The sequence below is a fragment of the Bombella pluederhausensis genome, from assembly GCF_026385525.1.
Taxonomy (GTDB): domain Bacteria; phylum Pseudomonadota; class Alphaproteobacteria; order Acetobacterales; family Acetobacteraceae; genus Bombella; species Bombella pluederhausensis.
In genome coordinates, this window is the sequence record NZ_JANIDY010000002.1 from 357,133 (window position 1) to 382,622 (window position 25,490).

Consider the following 25,490-nt stretch of genomic DNA (forward strand, 5'->3'; position numbering starts at 1 on the left):
TCAGGCTGAAGGTGATGCCGGCTCTGCCGGGCGGGGTGCAGCGGCCCGTTTCAGCCGGTCCTTCAGGGCTCGACCCAGCCCGTTTTCTGGTAGGGGCGCTACGGCAATGGTGGTCAGGCCATGGCGGGTAGCGGCACGGTCAAGCTGGCGGAGCCCTGCAAAAAGACGGCGTGCGGCTTCCTCCACGTTCCCGCTGTGGCTGAGATTGACGCTGAGTGCAGGCGTGGCACCTTCTGCCGTCTGTTCCCCGAAGGTCAGGAAGGCTTCATGAGGCTGAATATGTGTGGCGTTCAGCCGTACAGGCAGGGAGGGTGCATAATGGGAGGTCAGCTGCCCCGGTGCGGAAGGGCGGTGGTTCTGACCATCTGCAGTTTCATGATCGGCCACGGTGATAGGGCCGCAGACTTCCTGCAATTCTTCCAGCGTGACACCGCCGGGGCGGCGAAGGACGGGGATGGTGCCTGTCAGGTCCAGCACGGTGCTTTCCAGCCCAACCTGGCAGGGGCCGGTATCCAGCACGGCATCAATCCGGCCTTCCAGTTCATCCAGAACATGGTGGGCGGTGGAGGGGCTGACCCGGCCAGAGCGGTTGGCGGAAGGAGCCGCAATGGGCTGATCTGTCAGGCGGAGCAGTTCTTCCACCGCCCGTCCTTTGGGAACACGCACGGCCAGCGTATCCAGCCCGGCCGTGACAGCGGGGCAAAGGCGACTTTCCGCATGGCGGGGCAGAATGAGTGTCAGCGGACCGGGCCAGAAACGCCGGGCGAGGTCATAGGCCATGTCCCGCAGAGGAATAGCCATGTCGGCTTCTGCAAAAGCGGCTTCAGCGGCGGCAAAATGGCTGATGAGCGGATTGAAGGAAGGCCGCCCTTTGGCCTGAAAGATGCGTTCCACTGTTTTCTGGGCTGTGGCCAGTCCTCCCAGTCCATAGACCGTCTCTGTCCCGAAGGCGACAAGCCCTCCCTGTCGGAGCAGACGGGCAGCCCGCCGGATTCCGTCATAATCCTGATCGAGCCGTTCGGTGCGATGGTGGGGAGCGGGGTGGGGCATGGTGTAGTAGTACCGGTGTTATGAAGATAATGGAGGAAAGGCGGCGGGTTCAGTCGTTTGGATAGCCTGTGCAGAAGAAGGGTGGGTTGAGCCAGCCTTTCTTACTGTAGCGGAGGGTCTGGCCATGTTCATCCAGCAGGTGACCACCTGCAGCTTCCAGAATGGCTTGTGGGGCGGCTGTATCCCATTCCATGGTCGGGCCGAAGCGGGGGTAGAAATCGGCCTTGCCTTCGGCAATGAGAATGATTTTTGCGGCTGATGCCATGCGGGTGACGGACTGGATATGACGGCCATCCAGCCATTTTTGAAGCAGGTCTTCCGATGTGTGATGAGAGGAGGTCACAACCCGGAGGCCCTCCTCACCCGGCGGGGCTGTTCTGATAGGATGGCGCTGCGACCCGATGAGCTGGAAGGCCCCTTGGCCGATCCCGCCTCCATAAATGCCCTGTCTGGCAGGCAGGGCTACGGCCCCCAGTACGGGGCGTTCATCACGGACCAGACCGATATTGATGGTGAAGTCATCGCCCCCTGTTGCAAAGCCCCGTGTGCCATCCAGCGGGTCAATCAGCCAGTAGCTGCTCCCGGCGGGGACATGGATGCCCGCCGCATGTTCTTCTTCGGCAATGGCGGGAATGTCCGGGCAGGCTTCCCGCAGGCGGGCAAGGATATGATCCTCTGATGCTTTGTCTGCCTCTGTCACGGGGGAGGAATCGGCTTTGATTTCGGTCTGGAACCCACGGCTGCGGATGTTCTGCACGATCTCGGCGGCTTCCGTGACGATATCCAGAGCCAGCGTCAGGAGGTCACGGTCTTGCGGGGTGGTGTCGGGGGAAGCGTTCATGGTGCTAGGTTACCGTATTATGGATCATTCGTCACTTCTGACCTTCTCTGTTATGGTGAGCGGACTGAAAAAGGGAATGTGCTCATGCCGTAACAGTCATGTGAGGCTGGTGCGGTGGTCTGTGTTGGGCCATAAGTGCGGAACATTCCCCTTATGATGAGGCAGGTGCGTTACGCTGTCATGCCAATGGCACGGGCGCCTGCCCTGAGATGAAACAGGGTTGCTATGACTGATATTTCCTTTGTTGCAGGCACTCATCCACAGGGTGGGATTCCTTCTTTTGCTATTTTGTTCTGTCACGGGGCAGCGTTTGCTCAAGGAGCGGTGTTTCGTAGCTGTGATGAAGCTCTGGGGGGTGCTCTGTCCCGTGCGGTTGCCCTGCGGGATTTTACAGGCAAGGCAGGGCAGTCTGTTAGCCTGATCGCTCCAGCAAAGGATGTGGCACAGTTTCATCTTCTGGGCTGTGCCCCTGCCGGTGATGAACCGCAGAGTGCTGCCACAGCGGCCCATCTCGCTGGTGGTGAGGCCGTGAAGCTGCTGAAGGCCAGCAGCATTGAGGCGGCTGAAGCTACTTTGCTGCTGGAGGCTGAACAGGCCCCGCTGGCGGCGGAGATTGCGCTGGGCGCCCGTCTGGGAAGCTACCGTTTCGATCGTTACAAGACCATTACGGGCAAAGCTCCTGCTCTGAAGTCTCTGCATATCGCCCTGCCAGACGCTGGACAGGTGACAGACGTCCAGACACGTTGGAAAGAGCTGGAAGGACTGGGTGAAAGCGTCTTCCTGACCCGGGACCTTGTGAATGAACCGGCCAATGTCCTTTTCCCGGAAGAATTTACCCGGCGTATCAGGGAGCTTGAAGCTCTGGGGCTGGAGATTGAGGTGCTGGACCGTGCCCGGATGGAGGCGCTGGGTTTTGGTGCTCTGCTGGGCGTGGCACAGGGGAGTGAGAAGGCGCCGTTCACTGTCATTATGCGCCATAAAGGTGATGCCGGGTCTGACAAGGCACCGTTGGCTTTCATCGGTAAGGGCGTGACCTTTGATTCCGGGGGTATCTCCATCAAACCTGCTGCGGGCATGGATGAGATGAAGATGGATATGGGCGGTGCCGCTGCCGTTGTCGGTGTGATGAGTGCGCTGGCCCGCCGCAAGGCCCCGGTCAATGCCGTGGGTGTTGTCGGTCTGGTGGAGAATATGGTGTCCGGCGAGGCCCAGCGCCCGGGTGACATCGTGAAAAGCCATAGCGGCCAGACCATCGAGGTGCTGAATACCGATGCTGAAGGGCGTCTCGTTCTGGCAGACCTGCTTTCTTACACACGCCAGACCTTTAAACCGGCCCTGATGGTCAATCTGGCCACGCTGACGGGGGCTATCGTGGTGGCGCTTGGCAGCGATTATGCTGGCCTGTTCAGCAATGATGACCAGCTTGCCGGAACGCTGGCCAAGGCTGGGGAAGAAACGGGTGAAGCCCTGTGGCGTATGCCCATGGGTGCGGCCTATAACCGCCGCATTGATTCCGACATTGCCGATATGAAGAATATTGGTGGCCGTCCGGGCAGCTCCATTCTGGCAGCCGAGTTCCTGAAGCGCTTCGTGGGGGATACGCCGTGGGCACATCTGGATATTGCCGGAACGGCATGGGCTGAAAAGGCAACCGCTATTACCCCGAAGGGGGCCAGTGGCTTTGGTGTACGTCTGCTGGACCAGTTCGTCCGGCTATATCAGGGGACAGCCTCCCAGCATTGAGGCTGAATGATGGGCCAGCTCTGCAAAGGGCTGGTCAGGCTGGTTTCCATCTGCATCAGGAAGCTGTGGCTGATGGAGACCTTCTTGAAAGAGGCATGTCATGCGGGAGCAGGCAGACGGACAGAGCAGAACGGAAGCCTATCAGCCACGGGAGATTCAGGTGGGGTTTTATCACCTCACACGGACTTCCTTTGAGGATGCTCTGCCTGCTCTGCTGGAAAGAACATTGGCAGGCGGTGAGCGTGCCGTGATCCGCTGTCATGATGCTGCGCAGGTGAAGGGGCTGGATGAGGCCCTCTGGACACCTCGTGCAGGCGTCTGGCTCCCTCATGGCAGCAAGGCGATGGGGAAGGCGTCCCGTCAGCCTGTCTGGCTGACCGACAGTGATGAGTGCCCCAATGGTGGCGCCTTCCTGTTTCGCATCAATGGTGCATGGGATGGGCAGCTGACGGGTTTTAAAAGAATTTTTGATCTGTTTGATGGCCATGATGACACGGCAGTTCAGGAGGCCCGTCTGCGCTGGAAAGCCATGAAGCAGGCCGGGTATCACATGGCCTACTGGAAGCAGGAAGCCAGAGGCTGGACAAAATCAGGGTAAGAACCAGCATGTCATTTCATGATCCGCTCATGGCTTGCCTGTTGGCACTGCTGATCGTCCTGCTCCTTGGGGATCGGTCCATCCGTGTGTTTGTCAGTGGCCTTTGGCGTTCGGTGCCTCTTGGTGTCTGGCGGCAGGGGGGCTGCTACATGGTAGGCATGGTTCTGGCCATGTTGGCACTGGGGGTTGCCTCTCATGCAGGGGCGGCTGCCTGTCTGGTCGCTGTAGCGCTTGTTCTTCTGGGGGGTGGAACAGTCTTTCAACCCGTCTGGGGTATACCGGCGCTGGTTGGCTATGCCCTTCTTCCTGCGGGTGCTGGTGGTCTCGGTGTGATGGCGACCTGCTTCTGGGCTGCGGGACGGGCAGCAGGCGAGCATGAGGTGGTTCGGCTTGTGGCGCTCATCCTGATGTTGGGGCTGGGGCATGAAATGGTCATCCAGCAGCCGCTGATCTGGATGGTGGGGGGAAGTGTTCTGGCCGGGGTATGCCTGCTGGCGGGACTGGGGGAAGCACGGCTGTTCCTGTACCGATATTGTCGTCTGTTGCGGCCTGTATTGCTGCTGGGGGTCATGGAGGTGTCCCGTCAGCAGGGGATGGAGCTCGGAGTGGAGGGCGCTTTTTTTGCTCTGTTGCTGGACCTTGCTTGCCAGTGTCTTGCGGCTATCTGGCCTCGCTCTGCCTTGCTTCTTCTTCCAGCGCCTCCTTTGCCGGGTTTTATTGTGGGCTGGGTAGGGCTTCACGCATCATTAGGGCTGAGCAGCAGTACGGAGGGCTGGACCGTCATGGGCTGTCTGCTGGGGGTGGCCATCATGGGGCTTTCCTTTGGGGATGGTGTGCGGGTTCTCAGTCAGGCCAGATTTTTCCTGCGGGACAGGCAGCCGAAGCATTGGGCAGGGGGGCTGTGTCTGGCTGCGGGTCTGCCATCCGTCTGTGGTGTGGTGGCAGGCTGGCTTGTCGGGCATGGGACTGGCTGGGCTGGTTGGCTTTACCGCCTTCCCGGTGGGGATGGCAGCGTGACAGCTCTGCCGCTTTTCTGGGGTGGGTTGTTTTTGTTTTGGGCTTTTGCCTCCGGGCGCAAAAGAGATGATGCCCATGCGGCTTTGACATCTGATGAGACTGAAGGAGGGGAGTTAATCCGACTTCAGGCTTATATGCAGGCACAGCCTGTTTTGCCACGCAGTATGAAACGGCTGATGATGCGAGGGCAGAGACAGGTTCGCACTGTTCGTTCTGTTCTTCTGGAGGGGCGGTCTTTCTTGCCAGTGCAGGAGCTGGGGGCCGTGTTCTGGTTGATGTTTCTGGGCGGCGTGCTGGTCGTGATGGGGCTGGCTCAATGATCGGATCGGCCCTGCTTTCCGTGCTCCATATTGTGCTGGAGCTGTGCCTTCAGTGCGGGGTGCTCTTGCTTCTGTTGCCTTTGATGTTCTGGCTGGAGGAGGATGTTCCGGCCCTGCTGGTCGGGCGGGCGGTGGCGCCGTTGAGGGAGCGGTACAGGCGCTTTGCGGCTTTCTGGCGGGAGATTCTGCGGACAGGCCTGCCGCTGGAAGATGGGCTGATGCTGGCGCTTGGTTTTCTGGCTGTGCTGTGTCTTGCGGGTTTATCGCTTGTCAGGGCTGATGTTGGAAGTGCGTTGGGTGCGTGGCTGGCGGACCCGTTGCTGATGGGAGGGATTCTGCTGGTGGGGGCCTTCTGGGCCGTGCCGGGGCGTTTCCGGGCGGTGCATGGGCGCTGCTGCTTTGCCCTGTGTCTGACAGAATGTTTCCTCGTGCTGGCAGCGCCGGGTGTAACGGGTCTTCAGGGGGTGCAGCGCCTTCTGCTGGCGGCACCGGGCTCCAGCCTTGCGGGGACATCCCTCTGCTGTGCCGCAGCATTGGCCCTGACAACATCCCTGCCAGATTTTCAGGTGCTGGCGGATGAGATGGTGAGTCGTGGGCGGCCTGCCAGCCGTCTGGCACGAGACCAGCGGCAGGTGATCGTGAGTATTCACCATGTAGGTTGGGCGCTTCTTCTGGGCGATCTTCTTCTGCCTGTCCTGTTCGGACTGGAAGGACCGGCGGGAGTGATCGGGCTGGTGATACGGTTTGGTGGGGGCAGTCTTCTTGTGGCTTTGGGGCGGTTGACGGGGATGAGCCGCAACGGCCGGTTAGTGGCTCTTTTGCTGGGGTTGGCCGGGCTGATGGCTCTTGCCGGGAGGTTCGCCGTATGATGACCGGCTTTGCCTGTGCACTCGTACTGCTTCTGTTGACATTGGGGCGGGATGGCCGCTGGCTGCCGCTTTATGGGCTGTTCTGTGCAGCTATTGCGGCAACATCCGGCACGGGGGCGTTGGCTGTTTTGTGTGCCTTGCTGCTGCCTGTCTTCAATCTGCTGCTCTGGGGGATAGTCCGGCATTTTGCCGTTGGGCAGGGGACGATGTTTGCCGGTGGGCGGGGGATGATGCCCGTGGTCATGACCCTGCTGCTCCAGTTTGTGCTGGCCTTCTTTGGGGCAGGGCTTGGGTTGGTGCCAACTTTTGGCATTGGGCTGGTTCTGGCCGGGCTGTGTTCGGCGGCCTGTGGAGTGGCTCTGGCCCAGTTCTGCGGGCTCATCATGGCGGTGGATGGCCTGATGGTCATGGCGTCTCTTTTGCCGTCATGGGGGCTGTTCGTTACGGCGGTGGCGCTCTGGGCGGTGATGGTGTTTCTGGCGCTGGTGCTGCTGCCAAGGCTGGCATGGTTGCGGGTGGAGGAAGACTGATGGCACTGGCGGCTGTCTCATTTTCATCAGGTCTGTTTGCCTCGCCGGTTCTGTTCGGGCTGTTCTGCTGGCCGTTTCTGGTGGTCTGGGTGCTGTGGGCATCACGGCGGCCAGCGCAGGCGGGGCGCATGGCCCGTCTGGGATTTGGCCTGAGTCTTCTGGCTCTGCTGGGCTGTTCTTCTGGCATGACATGGGGGCAGGCTCTCTGTCTGGCTATGGAAGCCTGTGTTCCTGTTCTGCTGTTCAGCTTATGGACTGGGCCTGAACCTGCTCAGGAGAAAGCGTCTTTTAGAGAGGGGATGGAAGCCTATCTGCCATTCTTTGTTACGGGCTGCGTCTTCATGGGGCTGCTTTTGCGGCCTCCTTTGGCGGCTCTGTTTTTTGATGGGGCTGGGACGGTCCTGCTGGCGTGGTGGGACGGTCGGGCGACACGGCGGGCCCTGCCTGCGTGGGAGATGGTACGCCTACGGTTGAGTGGTGTGATACTGGCTGGTCTTGGTCTGGCCGTGATGCCGGGTGGTGATGTCTTCTCCAGTCATGAAACGGCGATGCAGGTCGGGCAGGTTCTGGCCCTGACAGGGCTGTGCATGATGGCGGGTTTGGGTAGTGCCGTGTCCAGCCGGGCAGAGCTGGTCCTGCTGGATGTGGGGCTGCGTTTCGTGCCGCTATTCCTCATGACGCTGCTGGCGATGACGCCTTTCACACATCTTCTGATGGTCATTGCCGGTCTGCTGGCCATGGCGAGCCTGCTTCTGGCTCGGTCGGGGGTGTTCCCTCTGCTGCCATGGCTGACGGGGCTGGGACTGCTTGCGGCAGGAACCGGGCAGATGCTGTGCCTGTTGATGCTATATGTAGCGGCGCTGCTGGCAGCGGCGTTGCGTTTGGGATGTAACGGTTTTCTGCCATCAGGTCAGACGGTTCTGCCGGGCGGGTTGGCCCTGTTGCCCGTGCAGATGGTCCTGCCGGTTGTTATGGTGGTGCTGGTCGTGTTGGCGCCACTGCTGGACTGGTGGGCGCTGGCTGGTCTGCTGCTCTGTATGATGCTGGGGCTCTGGCAGCTGAAGCTTGAGACGATGCCGCAGAGCCTACTCATGGTCTGGCAGCGGGGAGGTCCGTTGATGCGGGGGCTCCTGTGTCTGTTGGGTCTGCTGGCGCTTCTGGCGGTGGCGTTTCTGGCATCGCCCGTATTGAAAGGATACAGCCCATGATGACGGGTTCTGCCCTACCTGAAGGCGAGCGTATCGGGCTGTTCCATTATCGTGTCACGGCGGAAGGCTGGCAGCGCCTCTTGCAGCAGAATGCCCGAATGATGACGTTTCTGGCTTTCTGGGCGAATGAAGAATGGGCCACGGCTCTGTTTCTATTGGAAGGCGAGCAGCCGCTTCTATTGAGCACGGCGGTGGAGCAGGGGCATTATCAGGCCGTGTCCCCCTATTTCCCAGCAGCTCAGTGGGGAGAACGAATTTCCAGAGACCTGTGGGGCGTGGAGGCATGGTCTGCGCTGGATGACAGTCCAGCTCTGGATGATGGTAGCTGGTCCCTGACAGCGCCTCTTTCCGCCAATCCTCTGCCTGTCGCAGAGGGAGGCGGTCAGCCTCTGCCACGCTGTCGGATTGAACCTTCCTGCACGCCTGTGCCGGGGCTGCTCGGTATTGATTATGTGCTCTCTGATGGCGTGATGCAGCAGGTGGATATACAGATCGCCGCCGGGCATCGGGGGGTGTTGTCTCGTCTGATCGGGTTGACCCCGCAGGAGGCCATGCCTCTGGTATCCCGCATCTCTGCCAGCGGTTTCGTGTCTCATCCTCTGGCCTTTGTGCGTGCGCTGGAACAGGCCGAGAGCCGCCGGATAGACCCACGGGAACGGGACAGGCGTTTGATTCTGCTGGAAGTGGAGCGGATGGGGCTGCATCTGTTCGACCTCGCCCAAATGGCCCATCAGGCGGGAGCGGGGCTTCTGGCCAGCCTGTATGACCATGCACGGGAAACTCTGGCGGAGGTCTGTACGGTTCATGGCCTGTCACGGCGTCTGACGGATAGTATCAGTCTGGAAGGTAAGAGCGGCGTGGAGGCCATCATTCCGTTTGTTCAGGCCGTTATTCAGGGGATAAGGCCTCGGATGGAGCAGATCAGACCGCTTGCCCGTTTGTTCGATGGTCGCCTGAAAGGGGTTGCTGCCGTACCAACGGATGTAGCATGGGAGTATGCGCTTGGCGGTGTGATCGGGAGAGCCAGCGGGCGCTATCTGGACATGCGTTACATGGATGAAGGTGTGAGGCCGCAGGCGATGGGCGGGGCAGGGCGTCATGAGGGTGATGCGTGGGCCCGGAACCGCCAGTGTCTGGCTGAAATTGAGGAATCCCTGAAGATTCTGGAGCGCATGACCGCCGATTACGGGCAGGAGAGTGAAGGGCAAGCCGTTCCTCGCACGGATGAAGGGCTGGGTGTTGCGGAAGGGCCTCGGGGTGATGTCTGGTATCATGTCGTATTGAAAGAAGGACGGCTGGCCAGTGTGCAGATACGGGACCCGATGCTGCCTTTACTGTCCGTTCTGGGGTCTGTTCTGGAAGGGCATGAGCCGGAGCAGCTTGGGCTTGTTCTGGCCTCTCTTGGGGTGTCTCCGGCTGGTGTGGCCCTGTAATCCTGCTTTTACGGAAAAGGCTGGCCCGCCACACAATGTTATATTATAACATATAAAATAGAATTTAAGATTTATCATGCGCTGTGTGAGGGGTTTGTGCGGCTTATCAGACGGGGCATTGCCCTCATGCTGGGTGGAGGACTGATCTTTCCGGCCTTGTTGGTGTGTTCTGCTCAGGCAGAGGACCGCACAACGGTGAAACAGACAGTTCCCGAGACTTCTCATAAACCATCCCGTGAGACATCCGGGACTGGCCGGGCGCTTCAGGCGGCTCATGCCAGCGCCCAGCCCGTTGAAATGCTGACAGTCACAGGGTCTTTCCTCCAGGGTGGGCGGAAGACTTCACCCAATCCGGTGCAGACCATCACGGGGAAAGACATACAGCGCAGTGCCGTGACCTCTCTGGGGGATTATCTGCAACGGATGCCCTCCATCGGGTCCTCCGGTTCGCCGAACAGCATGACGAATGGCGGCAAGGGAGCATCCTGCACGGACCTGCGCAATCTGGGGCAGGGGCGGGTTCTGGTGCTGATTGACGGGCATCGGGCACCGCTCAATGCCGGGTCTGAATGTGTGGACCTTAACACTATCCCTTTGCAGCAGATTGAGAAGGTGGAAATCCTCAAGGATGGCGGGTCTGGCCTGTATGGGGCGGATGCCGTTGCGGGTGTCATCAACATCCATCTGCGTCATGATCTGACGGGAAGCAACATCACCATGCGGGGGAGCATCACGCAGGTGGGGGATGCCCGGGGTGGAGAGATTTCCGCCTATCATGGCATGAATTTTGATGAAGGACGGGGCAATGTCACGATAGCGGGCAGTTACAGCACGACCGGACCTATCTATAACCGGGACCGTGGCTGGTCGGCCCTGCCACAGAATGATAATCCGGCCACGGGCAGCCCCAGTTACGGGTCATCCATCATTCCATCGGGTGTCCTTATCAACCCACAGACAGGGCAGAAGATGGTGCCGGACGGGCAGGGTGGTTTCCGCCGTTTCACGAGTGGTGACCTCTATAATTTCGCCCGTTACTCCACGATTATGAACCGCCATGATGATGGGACGGCCTCCATTGATGCCCATGAGCGTTTTTCCAGCTTTGTGACACTCTATGGAACCATGCGTTACAGCCATACGCTTGTAGGCCGCACCCAGTCCCCAGCCCCGATACAGGGGAGCGTGCCGCCTTCCACTTTGTCATCTTCATGGATACTGCCTGCGGCCAGCCCCTATAATCCGTGGGGGATGGATGCATCTGTTATCAAACGGGCAGAGGATGTCGGGCCACGGCGCAATAACATCAATACGGATACGTGGACGTTCCTGCCCGGATTGAAAGGGAAGTTGGGTGCCGGATGGGATTATGATGCCTCCTACACCTATGGGCGGAGCCATCTGTCATCTCATACGCAGGATATGATCAATTATCGCAATCTTCTGGAGACGACAGGGACGAAGCAGCTGGATGTGACCAATCCTCGCAGTGCCGTGGTGTACGATCCAAGCATCTGTCAGGCATCGCAGGGCTGCGTGTTGCAGAGCCCTTTTGCGCCTTATAGCCAGCAGGCAAAGGATTATATTCGTTTCACCCAGAGGGACCGGGCCACCTATCAGCTGCGGGACACGATGCTGCGTCTGCGGAACCCGCATCTTTTCGCTCTGCCGTGGCGTTATGCAGGGCCTGTCGGGGTGGCCATGGGCATGGAACACAGAGGCGAGCAGTTAAGCTATCATCCTGATGCGTTGGTGGCACAGGGAGCATCCACAGGGGCAGCTGGTGCTTATACGGGCGGTGGTTTCACCGTGTCGGAAGGGTATGGCGAGATTCAGTTGCCTCTGCTGAAGCGTGCTCCGTTCGCACGGGACCTGACGGTCGATCTTCAGGGGCGTGTTTCTTCATACAGCCATTACGGCACACCGCTGAACTGGAAGACCGGCCTGCACTGGGCACCGGTTCAGGATGTAGCCTTTCGGGGGACGCTGGGTACGTCTTTCCGGCAGCCGGGCCTGTATGATGTCTATGGTGGTCAGACATTGAGTTATGCCTCAGCGTCCGACCCCTGCGCCCATGTCAGCAGTTATGGCAGTAATGCGGGGGCCGTGCGGGCACGCTGCCAGAAGGAGGGGATTAATCCGGCCAGTTTCACCTCCTCACTGGTGGGGCAATTACCGACTCTTTCCGGTGGCAATCCACGGCTGGGGCCGGAATATGGACGCACGGCAACGGTGGGGATGGATATTACGCCCCGTTCCCTCAAATCATTACAGCTTTCCGTGGATTATTGGCATTATAGCTTGCGTGACATGATTTCGACCCTCAGCACGCAGACGCTTCTGGATGGGTGCTATACGGGCAGTGAGCCTGATTTCTGTAGTGCCATTCTGCCCCGGTCCAGTAGCGGGCAGATCACGGCCATTGAGGCCCTGCCGCAGAATATCGGTGCCCTGAAAACGGATGGTCTGGATTTCAGCCTGCGCTACAGTCTGGCCTTGAGTGACAGGGATCAGCTGAGCTTCTATGAAAATACCCAGTATCTTCTGAGTTACAGGCAGAAGCTGACCCGTAACGGTAACTGGCAGAATTACACGGGCCGTCTGCTCTACCTGAATGGTAGCGGGCGACCACGGGAGCAGCATTACATCAGCACGACATGGCGTCATGACCATATCAGTCTTATCTGGATGACCCGTATCATCAGCGGCATGAAGATGAATGACGGCCACTGGGACCTAGACCCGGCAACATCCGGGCGGACCCATGTTGGCGGAACGATCCTGCATGATGTGACGGTGACGAGCCGGTGGCATCAGTTCCAGCTGATGGGCGGTATCAGCAATCTTTTCAATCGCCGACCGCCTTTCGTGCCGGACGGGGCCTTTAACACCGCCTTTTCTCAATATTCAGGCTATATCGCCGGAAGAAGCTTCTTCCTTCAGATGGGGGCTGATTTCTAGTCGGGCAGATGATCTGCAAAGGAGTGGGTGCGCTGGCGATGCAGCACGGTGTCATGCCGCGAAAATCACCGTCACTTTGTACTGGTACGGGCTTATTGCCAGAGCAGGTAATGGTCTGGCCTTTGATGTAAGAGACGGCAGGGTCTGGACATGGTTTGCGGCAGCAAAAGGCCAGTAACTGCCTGAGCAGGGCCAGAGGGTTTAGTCGGTGCAGCATGAAGATGGAAAAACCGGGTTCCTCATGATGGTTATGAGGGAACAACCTGAAAGGCCCGCCATAAAGCCGCCCTTTGGACATGATGGTCAGGCAGGAGTGGTATGTCCTGCCATCCACGCAGGTTTCAAAAGCAGGGAAAGGATAGGCAAAGGGTAGGCGCAGCGCCGTCAGAGCATAGGCCAGTCGTCCGATACGCTTCTTGAGCGTAGAGGAAAGCTGCTGCACCACCCATCCATCCAGTCCTATACCGGCCATCTGAAGGAACAGGGTCGGGCTGGTCTGGCCTTCTGTGGTGAGCCATCCCGGCCAGAGTGTGCGGGTCTGCCCGCTGGCAATCAGGGTGGCGTTATGGGCATCAGAGAAGGGAATGTTCAGTTCCAGTGCCAGTACATTGGCGGAGCCGACAGGCCAGAGGGACAGCGGGCAGGGGTTTTCCATCATGGCATGGGCGATCTCGGCAATCGTCCCATCACCGCCTCCGGCAATGATGAAGTCTGTTTCTGGTGGGCGGTTCTGTACGATGTCCGCAGCATGTCCTTGGTAACGGGTCTTCGTGACTTGTACGGTCAATCCAGCCCGTTCCAGATGCTGCACGAAGCCAGTCAGTCGTTTTTCGGAATAATGCCCCGCAGTCGGATTGACGATGAGCAGGGCCTTGCGAGGGGTGGGGGATGATGCCGTCACGGGGGTAGTTACTTCACTCTGGGCTGGAACAGGACGGACCTATATAGTGCCCGTTTTGAAACCTCTGTTACAGGTTTTTATCTCCCTTTGTTCTTGTGAGGGTCATTTCGCCATGCAGCCTGCCCCCCTGACCATGATGCTTGCCTTTCTGGACGTGCAGAAATGGCGTCCCCGGCCTCTGAGGCGGCAGGGGCGGCGCATCCGTTTATTTACTCTGGAGGCAGGAAGCTGTGAGGGCTGTGCGATGGAGCTGGTATCTTTGGGGAGCAGCGCTTACCCGCTGGAGGGTAGTGGTTTTCAGCGGGTTCAACACCCGGAAGATGCTGACTGGCTGCTGGTTACGGGCTCTGTGATACGTTCCTGTGCCAGTGCGCTGGCCAGTGCGTGGGAGGCCATGCCCGCCGGGCGTAGTCTCGTGGCTGTGGGAGACTGTGCTTATAATGGTGGGCTATGGAAGAATAATTACGCCACGCTGGGCGGTCTTCATGCGCTCAGCCGGGTTTACAGTTCTATCCCCGGCTGTCCGCCGTCACCTTCTGCTATTCTTCAGGCGTTGGTGGAGCTGGCAGAAGGTGGTTCGTCCTCGACAGGCTCCCAGGCTTCTTCAGCTTCACGGCGCAGACGCCAGTAAGAGCGGCGGGACAGCGGAATCATGACGAGGTAGAGCAGCCCGGCTGCTGCCAGTGCACCCCATGGTTCTGCAATGAGAATGGCCGTGTAAGCCCCTGTCCCGACCAGCATCGGCAGGATGTACCGGGATGGCACCTTGAAATTCTTGAAGGACCAGATCGGCAGGGTGGAGACCAGAAGCAGGGCCGTGACAATCAGGCAGCCCGCTGCCAGCCACGGGGAATGAGCAAAATGCTCTATCCCTGTCAGATGGTTGCGTTTGGCTTCCAGCCCAAGGAAAACTGGGAACAGGGCCAGCCCAGCCCCTGCCGGTGCCGGAACGCCAGAGAAGAAATTGGCGGCATATTCCGGTGCTGTGTCATCATCCAGTGCCGAGTTGAAGCGAGCCAGACGCAACGCCATGCAGACAGTGAAGAAGATGAAGGGAATGAAGGCCAGACGCTGCGTGGCGGGGAGTGCCCAGAGCATGAGGATGAAGGGCGGTACCACGCCAAAGCAGACGAAGTCCGAAAGACTGTCGAATTCTGCACCGAAGCGTGACGTGCCCTTCAGCAGGCGGGCGATGCGGCCATCCAGCCCGTCCATGCAGGCAGCCAGCAGCAGGGCCGCCGCTGCATGGGTGAAATGACCCGTCATGGAGAACTTGATGGCACTCAGCCCCGCACAGAGGCCGAGCATCGTCAGGATGTTCGGGACAAGCCGGTTGAAGGAAAGCCCATGAACCCGGCGCCGCTTGCGCCGGTATCTGTGCATGATGGTCGTGCCGGGAGATGGCTTCTGCATATGATGGCCCTCAGAGCTTCGCTATGACCGTCTCGCCTCCGATCATCGTCTGCCCTTCCAGAACATCGGGGGTGACACCCGGCGGCAGATAGATATCCGTGCGGGACCCGAAGCGGATGAGACCAAAAAGCTCGCCAGCCTGTACCTGCTCACCTTCCTTCACATCACAGAGGATGCGGCGGGCCACAAGCCCAGCAATCTGCACAACAGCTACCTGACGGCCATCTTTAAGGGTTACACGCAGCTCGTTGCGTTCATTATGCTCAGACGCTTTATCCAGACTGGCATTGAGGAATTTGCCAGCATGATAGGCGATCTTGGTTACCGTCCCACTGACGGGCATACGGTTCACATGCACATCCAGCACGGAGAGGAAGGTCGAAACACGCCAGACCGGCTCACTGCCCATCTCCAGCGCAGGCGGTGGCGCCACCATGGAGACGCCCGTCACACGTCCATCTGCACTGGAGAGGACGAGATTGTCACCCTGCGGAGATGTCCGCCGTGGGTTACGGAAGAAGTACAGGCAGAAGCCGGTGAAAGCAAAGCCCGCTGTACCAAGTGCCCGTGTCAGCCGCCACGGCGTGGCTCGTCCCAGCACACCGGCCAGCAGGCCAATGCCAAGGAACGGTGTTGCCGCACGGTGCGGCGGAGCAAGGACGAGTTTGAAAGATTTGATCAGTGACATGAGATTACTCATACGTCACCTGCCGGATGGGTCAAGTATTTCGTTATGAAGGGGGCTGTGGTTGCGGCTGTGGGGAAAAGGCCCCATCTTGAGGGTATGGTGTCTGTTATCCCGCTGTTTTCTGCGGGATTTCCTGTAGAAGGAGAGAGCGTATGAGTGTGGAGATCAGACCTGTTTCTGCGTTTCAGGATAATTATATCTGGTTCGTCCGGCAGGGGGATGGCCCGTGGGTGGTGATTGATCCCGGAGAGGCGGGCCCAGCAGAGGCAGTGCTGGGAGCGGAGGCCCCGGCTGCCATCCTTCTGACCCATCATCATGGGGACCATGTCGGCGGTGCTGAGGCCCTGAAGCAGCGCTATGATGTTCCTGTCTATGGCCCATCTGATGTGGCCGCTGTCGATCATCCTTTGAAGAATGGCGATGTGCTCTCCATTGCAGGGCTGACCTTTCATGTCATGGCGACACCCGGCCATACGCTGGACCATCTCTGCTATGCGCTGGAGGGAGAAAAGCCGGCCCTGTTTAGTGGGGATACGCTGTTCAGCGGGGGGAGTGGGCGTCTGTTTGAGGGCAGTGCGGAACAGCTTTTCACCAGTTTCCGTCAGTTTGATGATCTGCCGGATGATACCCTGCTCTGCCCCGGCCATGAATATACGCAGGGGAACCTGAAATTCATTGCGTCATTGGGGGAGAAGCCCCCAGCCCTTGAGGCCCGCATGGCAGAGGTTGCGAAGCTTCGGGCGGAAGGGCGGCCATCCGTGCCCGTGCTGCTGGGTGTGGAGCGGCGGACCAATCCCTTCCTCATGGCCCGGACACCGGAAGAACTGGCCCGCCTGCGGAAGCAGAAAGACCAGTTCTGACGGCTCAGGCGGTACGGATATCCAGTCCGATATCCAGAGCTTTCACGCTATGGGTCAGCCAGCCGAGTGAGAGAATGTCCACGCCGCTTTCAGCGATGCTGCGGGCGGTGTCGGGCGTGATGCCGCCGGAGGCCTCGGCAATGGCACGGCCTTCAATCATGTTCACGGCTTCCCGCAGCATGGCGGGGGTCATGTTGTCCAGCAGGTAGGCGTCTGGCCCATCAGGGCATTGCAGGGCTTCGGCAAGCTGGGTGAGGGAGTCCACTTCCAGCTCGATCTTCATGAGATGCCCGGCCCGTTGGCGGGCAGCGGCCAGAGCTGCGGGAATGTTGCTGCCAAACAGGGCCAGATGATTATCCTTGAGCATGATGGCATCATCCAGCCGGTGGCGATGATTGCTGCCACCACCGGCCCGGACAGCATATTTCTGTAAGGCCCGCAGGCCGGGGAGTGTCTTGCGGGTGCAGCAGATGCTTACCCCCGTGCCCTTCACAGAGTCTACGATCTGGCCCGTTGTGGTGGCGATCCCGCTGAGATGGGACAGCAGATTGAGGGCGACACGCTCCCCACCAAGAACGGCACTGGCAGGACCTTCCACTTCGGCCAGCACATCCCCACGGGTGATGCGGTCTCCATCCTGCCTGAAGGCTGTGAAGCGTGTGCTGCCATCCAGTAGGGTGAAGGCCAGTCGGGCACCGGGAAGTCCGGCAAGGCGTCCATCCTGTCGGGCTACGAAGGAGGCCTTCAGGGTGGGTTTACCCTGCATGAGTGACTGCGTGGTGACGTCCCCGCCAGTACCGAAATCCTCCCGCAGGGCATTGGTGATGACCGGCTCCCAGAGCAGGTCGGGCAGGAAAAGCGTATCAAGGGCCATGATGATAATGTCCTGAAAATATGGAGGAGAGGGTTATAGGGGCAGGTCGTTCATCTGTAAGTCGAGATGACGGGGTGGTTGCAGGCCGGGTGTGTCTTCCCGCCAATGTGCCCCGCGCTGTTCAGGGCGATGCAGGGCGGCCCAGCCGATGAAGGAGGCTGTCAGGGCGCAGAGATTCTGGCGGGCCAGAGGGAGGGTAAGTTCTAGAAACTTTTCCAGTTCCGTGCGAGTGCGCAGGATGCCAAGATGCTGCTGCATCTCGGCCCGGAAAGGCCAGTCTGTCGTGAAGGTTGGACGTTGCGGTGTTGAGGTGAGGAGAGGACCGCTACTATCCTTGTGGGCGTTGACGTCCCGTCCAGCCCATTGCCCGCAGACCAGAGCTTCCAGCAGGGAGTTGCTGGCCAGCCTGTTGGCACCATGAAGGCCAGTACAGGCGACTTCTCCGCAGGCCCATAGGCCTTTGAGGGTGGTGCGGCCTGTCTGGTCCACTTTTAGCCCGCCCATATGGTAGTGCATGGCTGGTTGAACGGGCAGAAGCTGGGTGTCCGGGTCAAGACCGGCTTTTCGGCAGGCCTGTGTGATGCCGGGGAAACGGGTGCTGAAAGGCTCGCCCGGCAGGGAGCGTCCATCCAGAAAGACGGTGCGGCCTTCCCGTAGCTGAGCAGCAATGGCCCGGCTGACGACATCACGAGGGGCGAGTTCTTTCGTGAAGCGTTGACCATCATCCAGACGCAGCATGGCCCCGGCCCCTCGTACGGCTTCACTGATGAGGGAGAGGCGGCTGGTCTGGTCCGGTGTGACGAGGGCTGTGGGATGGAACTGTGTGAACTCCATGTCCCGCACCGTGGCTCCCGCCCGTGCTGCCAGAGCGAGCGTCACTCCCCGATTGGCAAGCGGGCTGGTGGTGTGCTGATACAGCCCGCCACAGCCTCCACTGGCCAGAATACAGTGTTGCGTGGGAATGAATCCGGCGGAGGTCCAGATACCCTGCACGGTTTCGTCAGGCGCATGGATGCCTTCCAGAGTGGTCTGTAGCCAGTGGATGGTGTCCTTTTTCCGGGTTTGCTGGAGGATATGCTCAAGAATGACCTGCCCGCTCCGGTCACCACCGGCGAAGACGATCCGGTTGTGGCTATGGGCGGCTTCCAGATGCAGGGCGAGCTGGCCATTTTCATCACGGGCCAGAGGGACGCCGAGCCGCAGGAGGGTTTCAACGGCACCGGGGCCTGCCTCGGTGATGCGCTGCACGATGGCCGGATCGCATAATCCGGCACCGGCTCTGAGTGTATCTTCAGCATGGCTGGCCGGACTGTCTCCGGGGCCAACGGCAGCGGCCATGCCACCCTGGGCCAGGGTGCTGGATGTTCCTTCCCCCGTGAAGGAAGGGGCAAGGAGCACACAGGGGCCGTCCAGCTCCAGAGCCGCCATCAGCCCGGCCAGCCCTGCCCCGACGATGACGGGCCAGCCTGCGTAGCGGGAAAGGATATGTCCCTGCATGGGACGATCCTTCACTTGATGGCCAGCATCTGCTCGACAGAGCGGCGGGCCGGTTCCTGAAGGTCAGCCGGGATGGTGACTTCGGTGCTCATGGTTTCCAGAGCCTGACGGATGTTCTTCAGGGTGATGCGCTTCATGTGTGGGCAGAGATTGCAGGGGCGGATGAAGTCAACCTGTGGATGCATGACGGCAAGATTATCGCTCATGGAACATTCCGTGATGAGCATGACCTTTTCGGGCTTATGCTCGGCGATATAGTCCATCATGCTGGCTGTGGACCCGGCATGGTCGGCTTCTGCCACGACATCGGGAGAGCATTCCGGATGGGCAATGATGTGCAGCGGGCCGTGCATCCGCCGGTACTGGCGGATTTCCTGCGGCGTGAAACGCTCATGGACCTCGCAGCGAGCTGACCATGTGTGCATTTTGATGCCGGTTTCCCGCTCGATGTTCCGGGCGAGGAACTCGTCGGGGATCATGATGACTTCCGGCACGCCGAGGCTTTCCACGACACGGCGGGCATTGCCGGATGTGCAGCAGACATCCGTTTCAGCCTTTACGGCAGCGGAACTGTTCACATAGGTGACGACCGGCACGCCGGGATGACGCTCCCGCAGGGTGCGGACATTTTCTGCCGTGATGCCTTCCGCCAGAGAGCAGCCTGCCAGAGCATCGGGGATGAGGACGGTTTTGGTGGGGTTCAGCAGCTTGACCGTTTCGGCCATGAAATGGACGCCTGCCATGATGATGACATCCTGTTCCAGATTCTGGGCCTCACGGGCCAGAGCCAGACTGTCGCCCCGGATGTCGGACACGCAATGGAAGATTTCCGGTGTCTGATAGTTATGGGCAAGGATGACGGCGTTATGTTTACGCTTCAGCTCAAGAATGGCCTCGATGTCATCCGCAAAAAGCCGTTCCCAGTCCTGCCGGGCCATGAGAGAGGCCACGGGGCCGTATAGAGCCGCACGGGACGGAGAGGTGGCGATGCCCTGCATCATGGAGAGGTCCTTATCAAGGTTTATACTCACTATGAGCATAATATAGGCCCTGCTGAGGGGCATGCCAAGCTGTTTCTGTCTGATCTGAGAGATGGGTGAGGAGACGGATATGATGGAGTAGATGATTAAGGGGGAGGGTAAAATCTGGTGTCGTGGAGCTTTGATCCTCCTAGTCATATAGGCCCTATGATAAAGCACTTTTTTCCGTCAAATGAAGATATATCTGATGACAGATTTTCTATGGACTTTACAGTCTTTTAAAGAATTGAATCCCTTTATTCATGGTGTTTTTATTTTGTTTACTCAGGTGAATTTGACGATATGGTTTGTGAGTATTCTCATAAAATTATTAGATATATTGGAGATGACCTTTTTGGAATAACCCCTATTTAAAAAGGAATTTTTCTTCTAAGATCAAGGTGTTCTGTTTTCAGGAGAGGTCTTGTAGATAGCTTCATAAAAGAGGCTCTGTACTATCTTGTTTTGCAGAGTGAACTTGTGAAATCGTGGCCTGAAGCATACTGATACAGTCACTGAACGCATCTGAGCAGAAATTTCTGATTGTGACGTATGTAAAGGAGAGAATGATGACCATATCGGATGATGATTTCTTTTTATTTTATCAGAATTTTCTTGCGCTTATTGTTGCTGAGGAAGATTGTGCCATTGACATGCATTTTACAGCTAGTTTCTTTTGTAGCAAAGACGATGATGATGTTTGGTACGAAAAAGCAGTGGCAGCTTTGACTCGATTAGGGATATCGGGGCTTATCTGTCACGATAAGTTTGAACATGATATCAGGCCTCTTCTGAAGTATATGTTTCTTAACAGAGAGGACAATATCTGGCTTGCTTGCTATTTCAATCCAACTGAGGCCGGTGTGCGGCTGGCCAAGAAGCTGCTTATATATTTTAATGAGGAGAACCGTCCAAGAATTATCACTGATCTTTGTGAGGAGTTTCGTAAGGAATTGGGGCGCATTTTTGAAGAACATGGCGTGGGATTTGATGTAGAGCTGCCTTACGGTGAGCTGCTTTCAATTAAGAACGATTGAGGCTGGTTTTTTTCGGGATAATGGGCCAACTCTATAAAAGAAAGTCAGAATTTTTATTCTGCTGATATTGTGTAATGATGGGAAAATTTTGTCGGTCAGGAGTTGAAGTAGTGGATGAGATAATGACCATATCTGACGATGATTTTATGCATTTCTATCAGTACCCTATCAGTATACTGGTTATAGAGGGGGACTCTCATATGTATGGTATGGCAGGAATTCCTGATAATGGTGATGAGTGGTATGAAAAATCCATAGCCGCTTTGACACGGATTGGCCTGTCCAGGTTGATGTATTGCTGGGAAGAAGGCGATCTTACGCCTGCGCTGCGTGACATGTTTCTCGACAGGAGTGATGATAAGTGGGGCAGTTATATCTTCAATCCAACTGAAGCCTGTATGAAACTGGGCAGGAAATTTAATCTTGAAGATGAGGGGGAACTTGATTCGAGGCTGCTCCCCGGTTTTCGTGAGGAATTAGGGCGTATTTTCGAGGAACATGGTGTAGGACTGGATATTGACCTGCCCTATGATAAGCTGTTTTCGCTTGAGAGTGACTGAAGATCTTTTATTTTTTCAGAATATGTGGCCAGGTTCCGGAACAGGAGCCTGGCCTTTTTTGCTGTATGAGCCTTGGCGGTAAGTCTTTCCCGGTAGTGCTGAACTGCTTCTGAGCCATATTGGTCGGTTCCAGCATGGCCTGGATATGGGGCGGTCTGTCTTATGTATCATATCCATTTCATGAGGATAGTCCTGTCGAGGCGATCACTAAAAAGAAGGCAGGTGTGAAACGGATCATCCAATCATGGGCCGGTCTGTTGCATGACGGCGGCTATGATGGTTAACAAATCATTTCATGATGGCTTAATAATGGTATATAGTTGCGCTCGTAATAGATTCCATGTGACATGAAAGTAGCGGGGGGACGGGTAGTGGCTGGTCGGATAATGAAGCAGATGCTGGGTATTGTGGCGTTTTCAGCGTTGACTGTAGCAGGAGCTTCTGTCGCCCGGGCAGCTGATACGGCCCAGACCTCACCCGTTGTCATGTCTGGCACCGCGGGAGAGTGGGGATATCGTTGCGTATTCCCACCGAACAACCCGGCGAAGGGGCCTCAGTTCTGTCTGATGCAGCAGAGTCTCATGATGCAGGGTGAAGGCGGCAAGCCAGAATCTCTGGGGGCTGTCATAATGGCCCGTGCCACAGAGGATGTGGATAAAGAGCCGATTGCGAAGCGTCCGTGGCGTGTAACGGCAATGGTCCCGCTTGCTCTGTCCCTGAAGACGGATGCCCGTATCGCCGTGGAGGGACAGAGCCCCATCCGTCTGCAATGGCAGTCCTGCATTTCAACGGGCTGTATGGCGTCGGCTGATATGTCTTCCGCTCAGGCAGATCAGTTCGCCGGGGGGAAAACGGGCCATATCATGGTGGATAAGGTGTCATCCGGGACTTTGACTATCAACTTTGCACTTGATGGCGCTGATGCGGCGATGAAGCAGATTGATGGTTGGATACAGCATTCGCCTTTTCGGCACTGATTAAATCTTAAAAGCGGCAGGTCAATCATGGACTGGTCTTGCGACCTTTCTGGCGTGCTCTGATGCCAGAACTCATCGGGAGTATGCGGGTGGCTGTCCGTATGGTCGTGGCATGGTGTCTTGGCCTGACACTGGCCATGGGTGCAGCCTGTGTGGGGAGAGCGCAGGCTGCACCCTCTCTGGCCTCCGCACCGCCGATCATTCCGGGGCTGGGTGCCGGGCCGGGGTCTTCGCAGGACCAGTTCCAGCGGTTTCGCCAGCATCAGCAGCAGCTGGACTCTCTCCCGCCTCCCTCTGCCAATGTAAAGGTTGCTCCTGAACAGACCCCGCAGGATGCCTCACCAGCTTGCATGTTCATCCGTAAGGTGAGCATCAGTGGGACGACGCATCTTTCTGCAGGAAAGCTGCGACATATGGCCGCAGGGTATGAAGGGCGATGCCTTGGCGTCAGTGACCTGAATGGCCTGATCAACAGGATAAATGAGGCTTACGTCCGTAAAGGCTATATCACGTCCCGGGCCTACCTGCCGGAACAGAAGCTGAGTAGTGGTGAGCTTTCTGTTGTTGTAGTGGAAGGGCGGCTGGAAGGCATGGACATGCAGGGGCGCAGCCGCCGGCTGGTGCCGGACATGGCTTTCCCCGGCCTGAAAGGTCATATCCTTAATCTGCGTGACCTTGAACAGGGTGTGGAGCAGATGAATCGTCTGCCGCATTTCGGTGCGCAGATGAAGATCACGCCCGGCTCGGCAGCCGGTGCTTCCCGTGTGGTCGTGAATGCCCCGGCACAGGGTATTCTGCATGGTCAGTTCTGGGCCGACAATAATGGTCAGAAAGTAACGGGTCGCACAGTAGGCCATGCTCTGCTGATGGCAGAGAACCCATTGGGTCTGCTGGACATGTGGTCGGTGGAATATGATCATTCCCTGCGGGGGCCAGATCATGGAGCCAGAGGAACGTCCTTTCTGTCGGCCAATGGGTCTGTGCCTTTTGGCTACTGGACAGCCTTCGGGTCATGGTGGCAGTCGCAGGATGCATATCCGTTACTGGCCGGGACTGAAATATATCACCTGAATGGTTCACGAACCGACTGGCAGGTCGGTTTTTCCCGGACGCTCTGGCGCAACAGTGTCGGCGTGACGACAGGACAGGTCTCTTTCGAACGGAAGACATTCGGGTCTCAGGTCAATCACACCAGCATTTTCAGTCAGAGCGGGCGTCAGGCCTATGTGAATGCCAGCATCAGTGAATCACTCAAGATACTGGCCAGTAGCTGGTACATTACGGGTGGCGTAAAAATTGGCGTCGATGGGGCCGGTACATGGAATTACTACCCCAACCCCGCCCGGGATGAGCCTCACACGGCCTATGTAAAGCCAACACTGGATATTGACGGATACGTTCCCTTCGCCCCCCGCTGGCTGTGGCATACGACCATGCATGCGGAAATAAGTTCCCATGACCAGAACCCGACAAATGAATTGCAGGTCGGTGGTCCCTATACTGTCCGTGGATTTCTGGAGCAGGAGTTCATTGGCAATAATGGTGGCTACATGCGCAATGACGTTTCATGGTCGCCGCCAACGGATACTATGAAATGTGGCGCCTATACTGGGGCGTGCAGGGTTTTCCTGAAAGGTGTGCAGATTTACGGGGCACTGGACTTCGGTGTGGTCCGTGCCGGTTTTCTGTCCAGGGCAACGCCAGCCGTTCTGAAGGGTGGAGAAATGGCTGGTGTGGGGCTGGGTATCCGCAAGACGGGGGGAATCCTTTTCTGGGATGTGGTCCTTACCCACGCCATCGCCCGAGGGGCTTTGCCAGCAGAAGGCTTGATTACGTTCTTTAATGCAGGGGTACGGATGTGAGCAGCATGGAACGGTCAATGATGCAGCATGACAGCCAGACGGCCTTTTCATTTGTGCAGAAGGCAGTCAATCTGTTCTGCGCCGTGGTTCTGTTAATGGCATCTACTGTTACACAGGCCGTAGCACAGCAAGCTCCTCCGCAGATTGTGGTTGATAATTCTGTTCATGGTCTGCGCCCTGAGTTGGACAAAACGCAGAATGGTATAGACCAGATCAATATTGTGTCGCCGAATAGGGCGGGAGTGTCTCATAATATGTTTCGAAACTATAATGTTTCGGAACGTGGAATTATCCTAAACAACGCAACACATAATGCGCAGACAAAGATTGGTGGTGCTATATTAGGCAACACCAATTTGCATGGTCGGGCTGCAGAAACAATTCTGAATGAAGTAACAGGTTCACTACCCAGTCGTATTTTGGGTTATACCGAGGTTGCTGGAAAACAGGCCGCTGTCATTATTGCCAATCCAAATGGTTTGACCTGTAATGGATGCGGTTTCATCAATACATCCCGTGTTACTCTGACGACTGGGCATCCTGAGTTGAATGCACAGGGTGGTGTTCAGGCTTTTTCCGTCAGTGGTGGGACGGTCCAGTTTGGCCAGCGGGGCGCAGATTTTGCAACTGTACCTGTGCTGGATATTCTGTCACGCTCCGTCAAGATTGAAGGGCCCGTCAGTGCACAGAAGGCCAATCTTGTTCTAGGTAGAAATCATGTCGTTTATGGAACGAATGAAGCCACACCACTAGCGGATGATAAAAGCAAAAAGCCTGAACTGGCATTGGATACAGCTGCCATGGGTGGGCTGTATGCTAACAGTATTTATCTGATTGTTAATGAATCCGGGGCTGGTGTCCGCGTAGATGGCACTATGGCGGCGAATGCTGGCGACATGCATCTGGATAGTCGAGGGGATCTTGTCCTGAATGGCCATATGCTTGCGCAGGGGCAGGTGAATGTAAGGGCTGACGGAGATATACAAACCGGTAAGCAAGGCTCATTGGAAGCAGGACAGGCCTTAGATGTTGCATCTGGGAAGGCGATTACGAACGCGGGTACCATGTATGCTTACGGCGGTAAGATGCAGTTATCGGCAGATGGTTCCATTGAGAATACTGGCCATGCCGTAACTAATGTTGGTCCCCTTACGGTTCATTCACAGGGCCATCTTGCCAATAGCGGGGAGATGGGAGCCCAGCAGGGTGCGGTGTCTCTCGAAGGGGTTGGC

Annotated in this window: 23 protein-coding genes; 15 read left to right on the forward strand and 8 right to left on the reverse strand. The window is 57.6% G+C overall.

Annotated features, from left to right (window positions below):
* On the reverse strand, nt 1–1,050 hold the full coding sequence (locus NQF86_RS06255; RefSeq protein ID WP_266116762.1) for an L-threonylcarbamoyladenylate synthase: 1,050 nt from the start codon (nt 1,048–1,050) through the stop codon (nt 1–3).
* A gap of 49 nt (nt 1,051–1,099) precedes the next feature.
* On the reverse strand, nt 1,100–1,891 hold the full coding sequence (locus NQF86_RS06260; RefSeq protein ID WP_266116763.1) for a 3'(2'),5'-bisphosphate nucleotidase CysQ family protein: 792 nt from the start codon (nt 1,889–1,891) through the stop codon (nt 1,100–1,102).
* Between the two features lie 225 nt (nt 1,892–2,116).
* Here NQF86_RS06260 and NQF86_RS06265 point away from each other — a divergent pair, with 225 nt between their 5' ends.
* From NQF86_RS06265 to NQF86_RS06300, 8 genes are all read left to right on the forward strand, one after another.
* Nucleotides 2,117–3,634 carry a leucyl aminopeptidase gene (locus tag NQF86_RS06265; RefSeq protein WP_266116764.1) on the forward strand — a complete coding sequence of 506 codons (1,518 nt, stop codon included), beginning with the start codon at nt 2,117–2,119 and terminating at the stop codon, nt 3,632–3,634.
* 100 nt (nt 3,635–3,734) lie between these two features.
* Nucleotides 3,735–4,232 (forward strand): DNA polymerase III subunit chi, encoded by a 498-nt coding sequence (locus NQF86_RS06270; RefSeq protein ID WP_266116765.1) that lies wholly within the window; start codon nt 3,735–3,737, stop codon nt 4,230–4,232.
* Nucleotides 4,233–4,240: 8 nt separating this feature from the next.
* Nucleotides 4,241–5,569 carry a hypothetical protein gene (locus tag NQF86_RS06275; RefSeq protein WP_266116766.1) on the forward strand — a complete coding sequence of 443 codons (1,329 nt, stop codon included), beginning with the start codon at nt 4,241–4,243 and terminating at the stop codon, nt 5,567–5,569.
* Nucleotides 5,566–6,438: a hypothetical protein gene (locus tag NQF86_RS06280; protein ID WP_266116767.1), complete on the forward strand. Its 873-nt coding sequence runs from the start codon at nt 5,566–5,568 to the stop codon at nt 6,436–6,438. The genes NQF86_RS06275 and NQF86_RS06280 overlap by 4 nt, the downstream gene beginning before the upstream one ends.
* Complete coding sequence (locus NQF86_RS06285) at nt 6,435–6,968, forward strand: hypothetical protein (protein ID WP_266116768.1); 534 nt, start codon at nt 6,435–6,437, stop codon at nt 6,966–6,968. The genes NQF86_RS06280 and NQF86_RS06285 overlap by 4 nt, the downstream gene beginning before the upstream one ends.
* Nucleotides 6,866–8,176, forward strand: a complete 1,311-nt coding sequence (locus NQF86_RS06290; protein WP_266116769.1) for a hypothetical protein — start codon at nt 6,866–6,868, stop codon at nt 8,174–8,176. Before NQF86_RS06285 ends, NQF86_RS06290 begins: the two co-directional genes overlap by 103 nt.
* Nucleotides 8,101–9,609 carry an NADH-quinone oxidoreductase subunit D-related protein gene (locus NQF86_RS06295; protein ID WP_266116770.1) on the forward strand — a complete coding sequence of 503 codons (1,509 nt, stop codon included), beginning with the start codon at nt 8,101–8,103 and terminating at the stop codon, nt 9,607–9,609. The genes NQF86_RS06290 and NQF86_RS06295 overlap by 76 nt, the downstream gene beginning before the upstream one ends.
* 96 nt (nt 9,610–9,705) lie before the next feature.
* Entirely contained in the window at nt 9,706–12,570 is a 2,865-nt protein-coding gene (locus tag NQF86_RS06300; RefSeq protein ID WP_266116771.1) for a TonB-dependent receptor domain-containing protein, read from the forward strand.
* Here NQF86_RS06300 and NQF86_RS06305 read toward each other — a convergent pair.
* Nucleotides 12,494–13,471, reverse strand: coding sequence for a diacylglycerol/lipid kinase family protein (locus tag NQF86_RS06305; RefSeq protein WP_266116772.1), 978 nt, complete (start codon nt 13,469–13,471; stop codon nt 12,494–12,496). The two genes, NQF86_RS06300 and NQF86_RS06305, sit on opposite strands and share 77 nt — an antisense overlap.
* Nucleotides 13,472–13,583: 112 nt before the next feature.
* On the opposite strand from NQF86_RS06305, the gene NQF86_RS06310 reads away from it, so the two are divergent.
* Complete coding sequence (locus NQF86_RS06310; protein WP_266116773.1) at nt 13,584–14,102, forward strand: NADH-quinone oxidoreductase subunit B family protein; 519 nt, start codon at nt 13,584–13,586, stop codon at nt 14,100–14,102.
* Here the strand turns inward: NQF86_RS06310 and NQF86_RS06315 are convergent.
* Both NQF86_RS06315 and NQF86_RS06320 read right to left on the reverse strand, forming a co-directional pair.
* On the reverse strand, nt 14,018–14,884 hold the full coding sequence (locus NQF86_RS06315; protein WP_266116774.1) for a CDP-alcohol phosphatidyltransferase family protein: 867 nt from the start codon (nt 14,882–14,884) through the stop codon (nt 14,018–14,020). The two genes, NQF86_RS06310 and NQF86_RS06315, sit on opposite strands and share 85 nt — an antisense overlap.
* A 10-nt stretch (nt 14,885–14,894) precedes the next feature.
* The gene (locus NQF86_RS06320) at nt 14,895–15,572 is read right to left on the reverse strand and encodes a phosphatidylserine decarboxylase (protein ID WP_266116775.1); all 678 of its coding nucleotides are present in this window, start codon (nt 15,570–15,572) and stop codon (nt 14,895–14,897) included.
* Nucleotides 15,573–15,724: 152 nt separating this feature from the next.
* Here NQF86_RS06320 and gloB point away from each other — a divergent pair, with 152 nt between their 5' ends.
* Nucleotides 15,725–16,432 carry a hydroxyacylglutathione hydrolase gene (gene gloB / locus NQF86_RS06325; RefSeq protein ID WP_266116776.1) on the forward strand — a complete coding sequence of 236 codons (708 nt, stop codon included), beginning with the start codon at nt 15,725–15,727 and terminating at the stop codon, nt 16,430–16,432.
* Between the two features lie 4 nt (nt 16,433–16,436).
* On the opposite strand, the gene nadC is transcribed toward gloB, so the two are convergent.
* From nadC to nadA, 3 genes are read right to left on the reverse strand one after another with little or no spacing between them, the layout of a single operon-like run.
* A complete protein-coding gene (gene nadC / locus NQF86_RS06330) occupies nt 16,437–17,306 on the reverse strand; it encodes a carboxylating nicotinate-nucleotide diphosphorylase (protein ID WP_266116777.1) in 870 nt (289 codons plus the stop codon).
* Between the two features lie 33 nt (nt 17,307–17,339).
* Complete coding sequence (locus NQF86_RS06335) at nt 17,340–18,803, reverse strand: L-aspartate oxidase (protein WP_266116778.1); 1,464 nt, start codon at nt 18,801–18,803, stop codon at nt 17,340–17,342.
* 11 nt (nt 18,804–18,814) lie between these two features.
* Entirely contained in the window at nt 18,815–19,801 is a 987-nt protein-coding gene (nadA, locus tag NQF86_RS06340) for a quinolinate synthase NadA (protein WP_266116806.1), read from the reverse strand.
* A gap of 587 nt (nt 19,802–20,388) precedes the next feature.
* Between nadA and NQF86_RS06345 the strand changes: the two genes are divergently transcribed.
* From NQF86_RS06345 to NQF86_RS06365, 5 genes are all read left to right on the forward strand, one after another.
* Nucleotides 20,389–20,859, forward strand: coding sequence for a hypothetical protein (locus NQF86_RS06345; protein ID WP_266116779.1), 471 nt, complete (start codon nt 20,389–20,391; stop codon nt 20,857–20,859).
* A 122-nt stretch (nt 20,860–20,981) separates the two neighbouring features.
* Nucleotides 20,982–21,419: a hypothetical protein gene (locus tag NQF86_RS06350; protein ID WP_266116780.1), complete on the forward strand. Its 438-nt coding sequence runs from the start codon at nt 20,982–20,984 to the stop codon at nt 21,417–21,419.
* Nucleotides 21,420–21,790: 371 nt separating this feature from the next.
* The gene (locus NQF86_RS06355) at nt 21,791–22,396 is read left to right on the forward strand and encodes an invasion associated locus B family protein (protein WP_266116781.1); all 606 of its coding nucleotides are present in this window, start codon (nt 21,791–21,793) and stop codon (nt 22,394–22,396) included.
* 62 nt (nt 22,397–22,458) lie between these two features.
* Nucleotides 22,459–24,258 (forward strand): ShlB/FhaC/HecB family hemolysin secretion/activation protein, encoded by a 1,800-nt coding sequence (locus tag NQF86_RS06360; protein ID WP_266116782.1) that lies wholly within the window; start codon nt 22,459–22,461, stop codon nt 24,256–24,258.
* 17 nt (nt 24,259–24,275) lie between these two features.
* Nucleotides 24,276–25,490, forward strand: a 1,215-nt coding sequence (locus tag NQF86_RS06365; protein WP_266116783.1) for a filamentous hemagglutinin N-terminal domain-containing protein, incomplete at its 3' end; no start/stop codon positions are given.

Excerpts from the sequence above, each read along its gene's own strand:
- NQF86_RS06255 (WP_266116762.1), bottom strand. The coding sequence starts at position 1,050 with ATGCCCCACCCCGCTCCCCACCATCGCACCGAACGGCTCGATCAGGAT.
- NQF86_RS06260 (WP_266116763.1), bottom strand. The coding sequence starts at position 1,891 with ATGAACGCTTCCCCCGACACCACCCCGCAAGACCGTGACCTCCTGACG.
- NQF86_RS06265 (WP_266116764.1), top strand. The coding sequence starts at position 2,117 with ATGACTGATATTTCCTTTGTTGCAGGCACTCATCCACAGGGTGGGATT.
- NQF86_RS06270 (WP_266116765.1), top strand. The coding sequence starts at position 3,735 with ATGCGGGAGCAGGCAGACGGACAGAGCAGAACGGAAGCCTATCAGCCA.
- NQF86_RS06275 (WP_266116766.1), top strand. The coding sequence starts at position 4,241 with ATGTCATTTCATGATCCGCTCATGGCTTGCCTGTTGGCACTGCTGATC.
- NQF86_RS06280 (WP_266116767.1), top strand. The coding sequence starts at position 5,566 with ATGATCGGATCGGCCCTGCTTTCCGTGCTCCATATTGTGCTGGAGCTG.
- NQF86_RS06285 (WP_266116768.1), top strand. The coding sequence starts at position 6,435 with ATGATGACCGGCTTTGCCTGTGCACTCGTACTGCTTCTGTTGACATTG.
- NQF86_RS06290 (WP_266116769.1), top strand. The coding sequence starts at position 6,866 with ATGGGGGCTGTTCGTTACGGCGGTGGCGCTCTGGGCGGTGATGGTGTT.
- NQF86_RS06310 (WP_266116773.1), top strand. The coding sequence starts at position 13,584 with ATGCAGCCTGCCCCCCTGACCATGATGCTTGCCTTTCTGGACGTGCAG.
- NQF86_RS06315 (WP_266116774.1), bottom strand. The coding sequence starts at position 14,884 with ATGCAGAAGCCATCTCCCGGCACGACCATCATGCACAGATACCGGCGC.
- NQF86_RS06320 (WP_266116775.1), bottom strand. The coding sequence starts at position 15,572 with ATGTCACTGATCAAATCTTTCAAACTCGTCCTTGCTCCGCCGCACCGT.
- gloB (WP_266116776.1), top strand. The coding sequence starts at position 15,725 with ATGAGTGTGGAGATCAGACCTGTTTCTGCGTTTCAGGATAATTATATC.
- nadC (WP_266116777.1), bottom strand. The coding sequence starts at position 17,306 with ATGGCCCTTGATACGCTTTTCCTGCCCGACCTGCTCTGGGAGCCGGTC.
- NQF86_RS06335 (WP_266116778.1), bottom strand. The coding sequence starts at position 18,803 with ATGCAGGGACATATCCTTTCCCGCTACGCAGGCTGGCCCGTCATCGTC.
- nadA (WP_266116806.1), bottom strand. The coding sequence starts at position 19,801 with ATGCAGGGCATCGCCACCTCTCCGTCCCGTGCGGCTCTATACGGCCCC.
- NQF86_RS06345 (WP_266116779.1), top strand. The coding sequence starts at position 20,389 with ATGATGACCATATCGGATGATGATTTCTTTTTATTTTATCAGAATTTT.
- NQF86_RS06350 (WP_266116780.1), top strand. The coding sequence starts at position 20,982 with ATGACCATATCTGACGATGATTTTATGCATTTCTATCAGTACCCTATC.
- NQF86_RS06360 (WP_266116782.1), top strand. The coding sequence starts at position 22,459 with ATGCCAGAACTCATCGGGAGTATGCGGGTGGCTGTCCGTATGGTCGTG.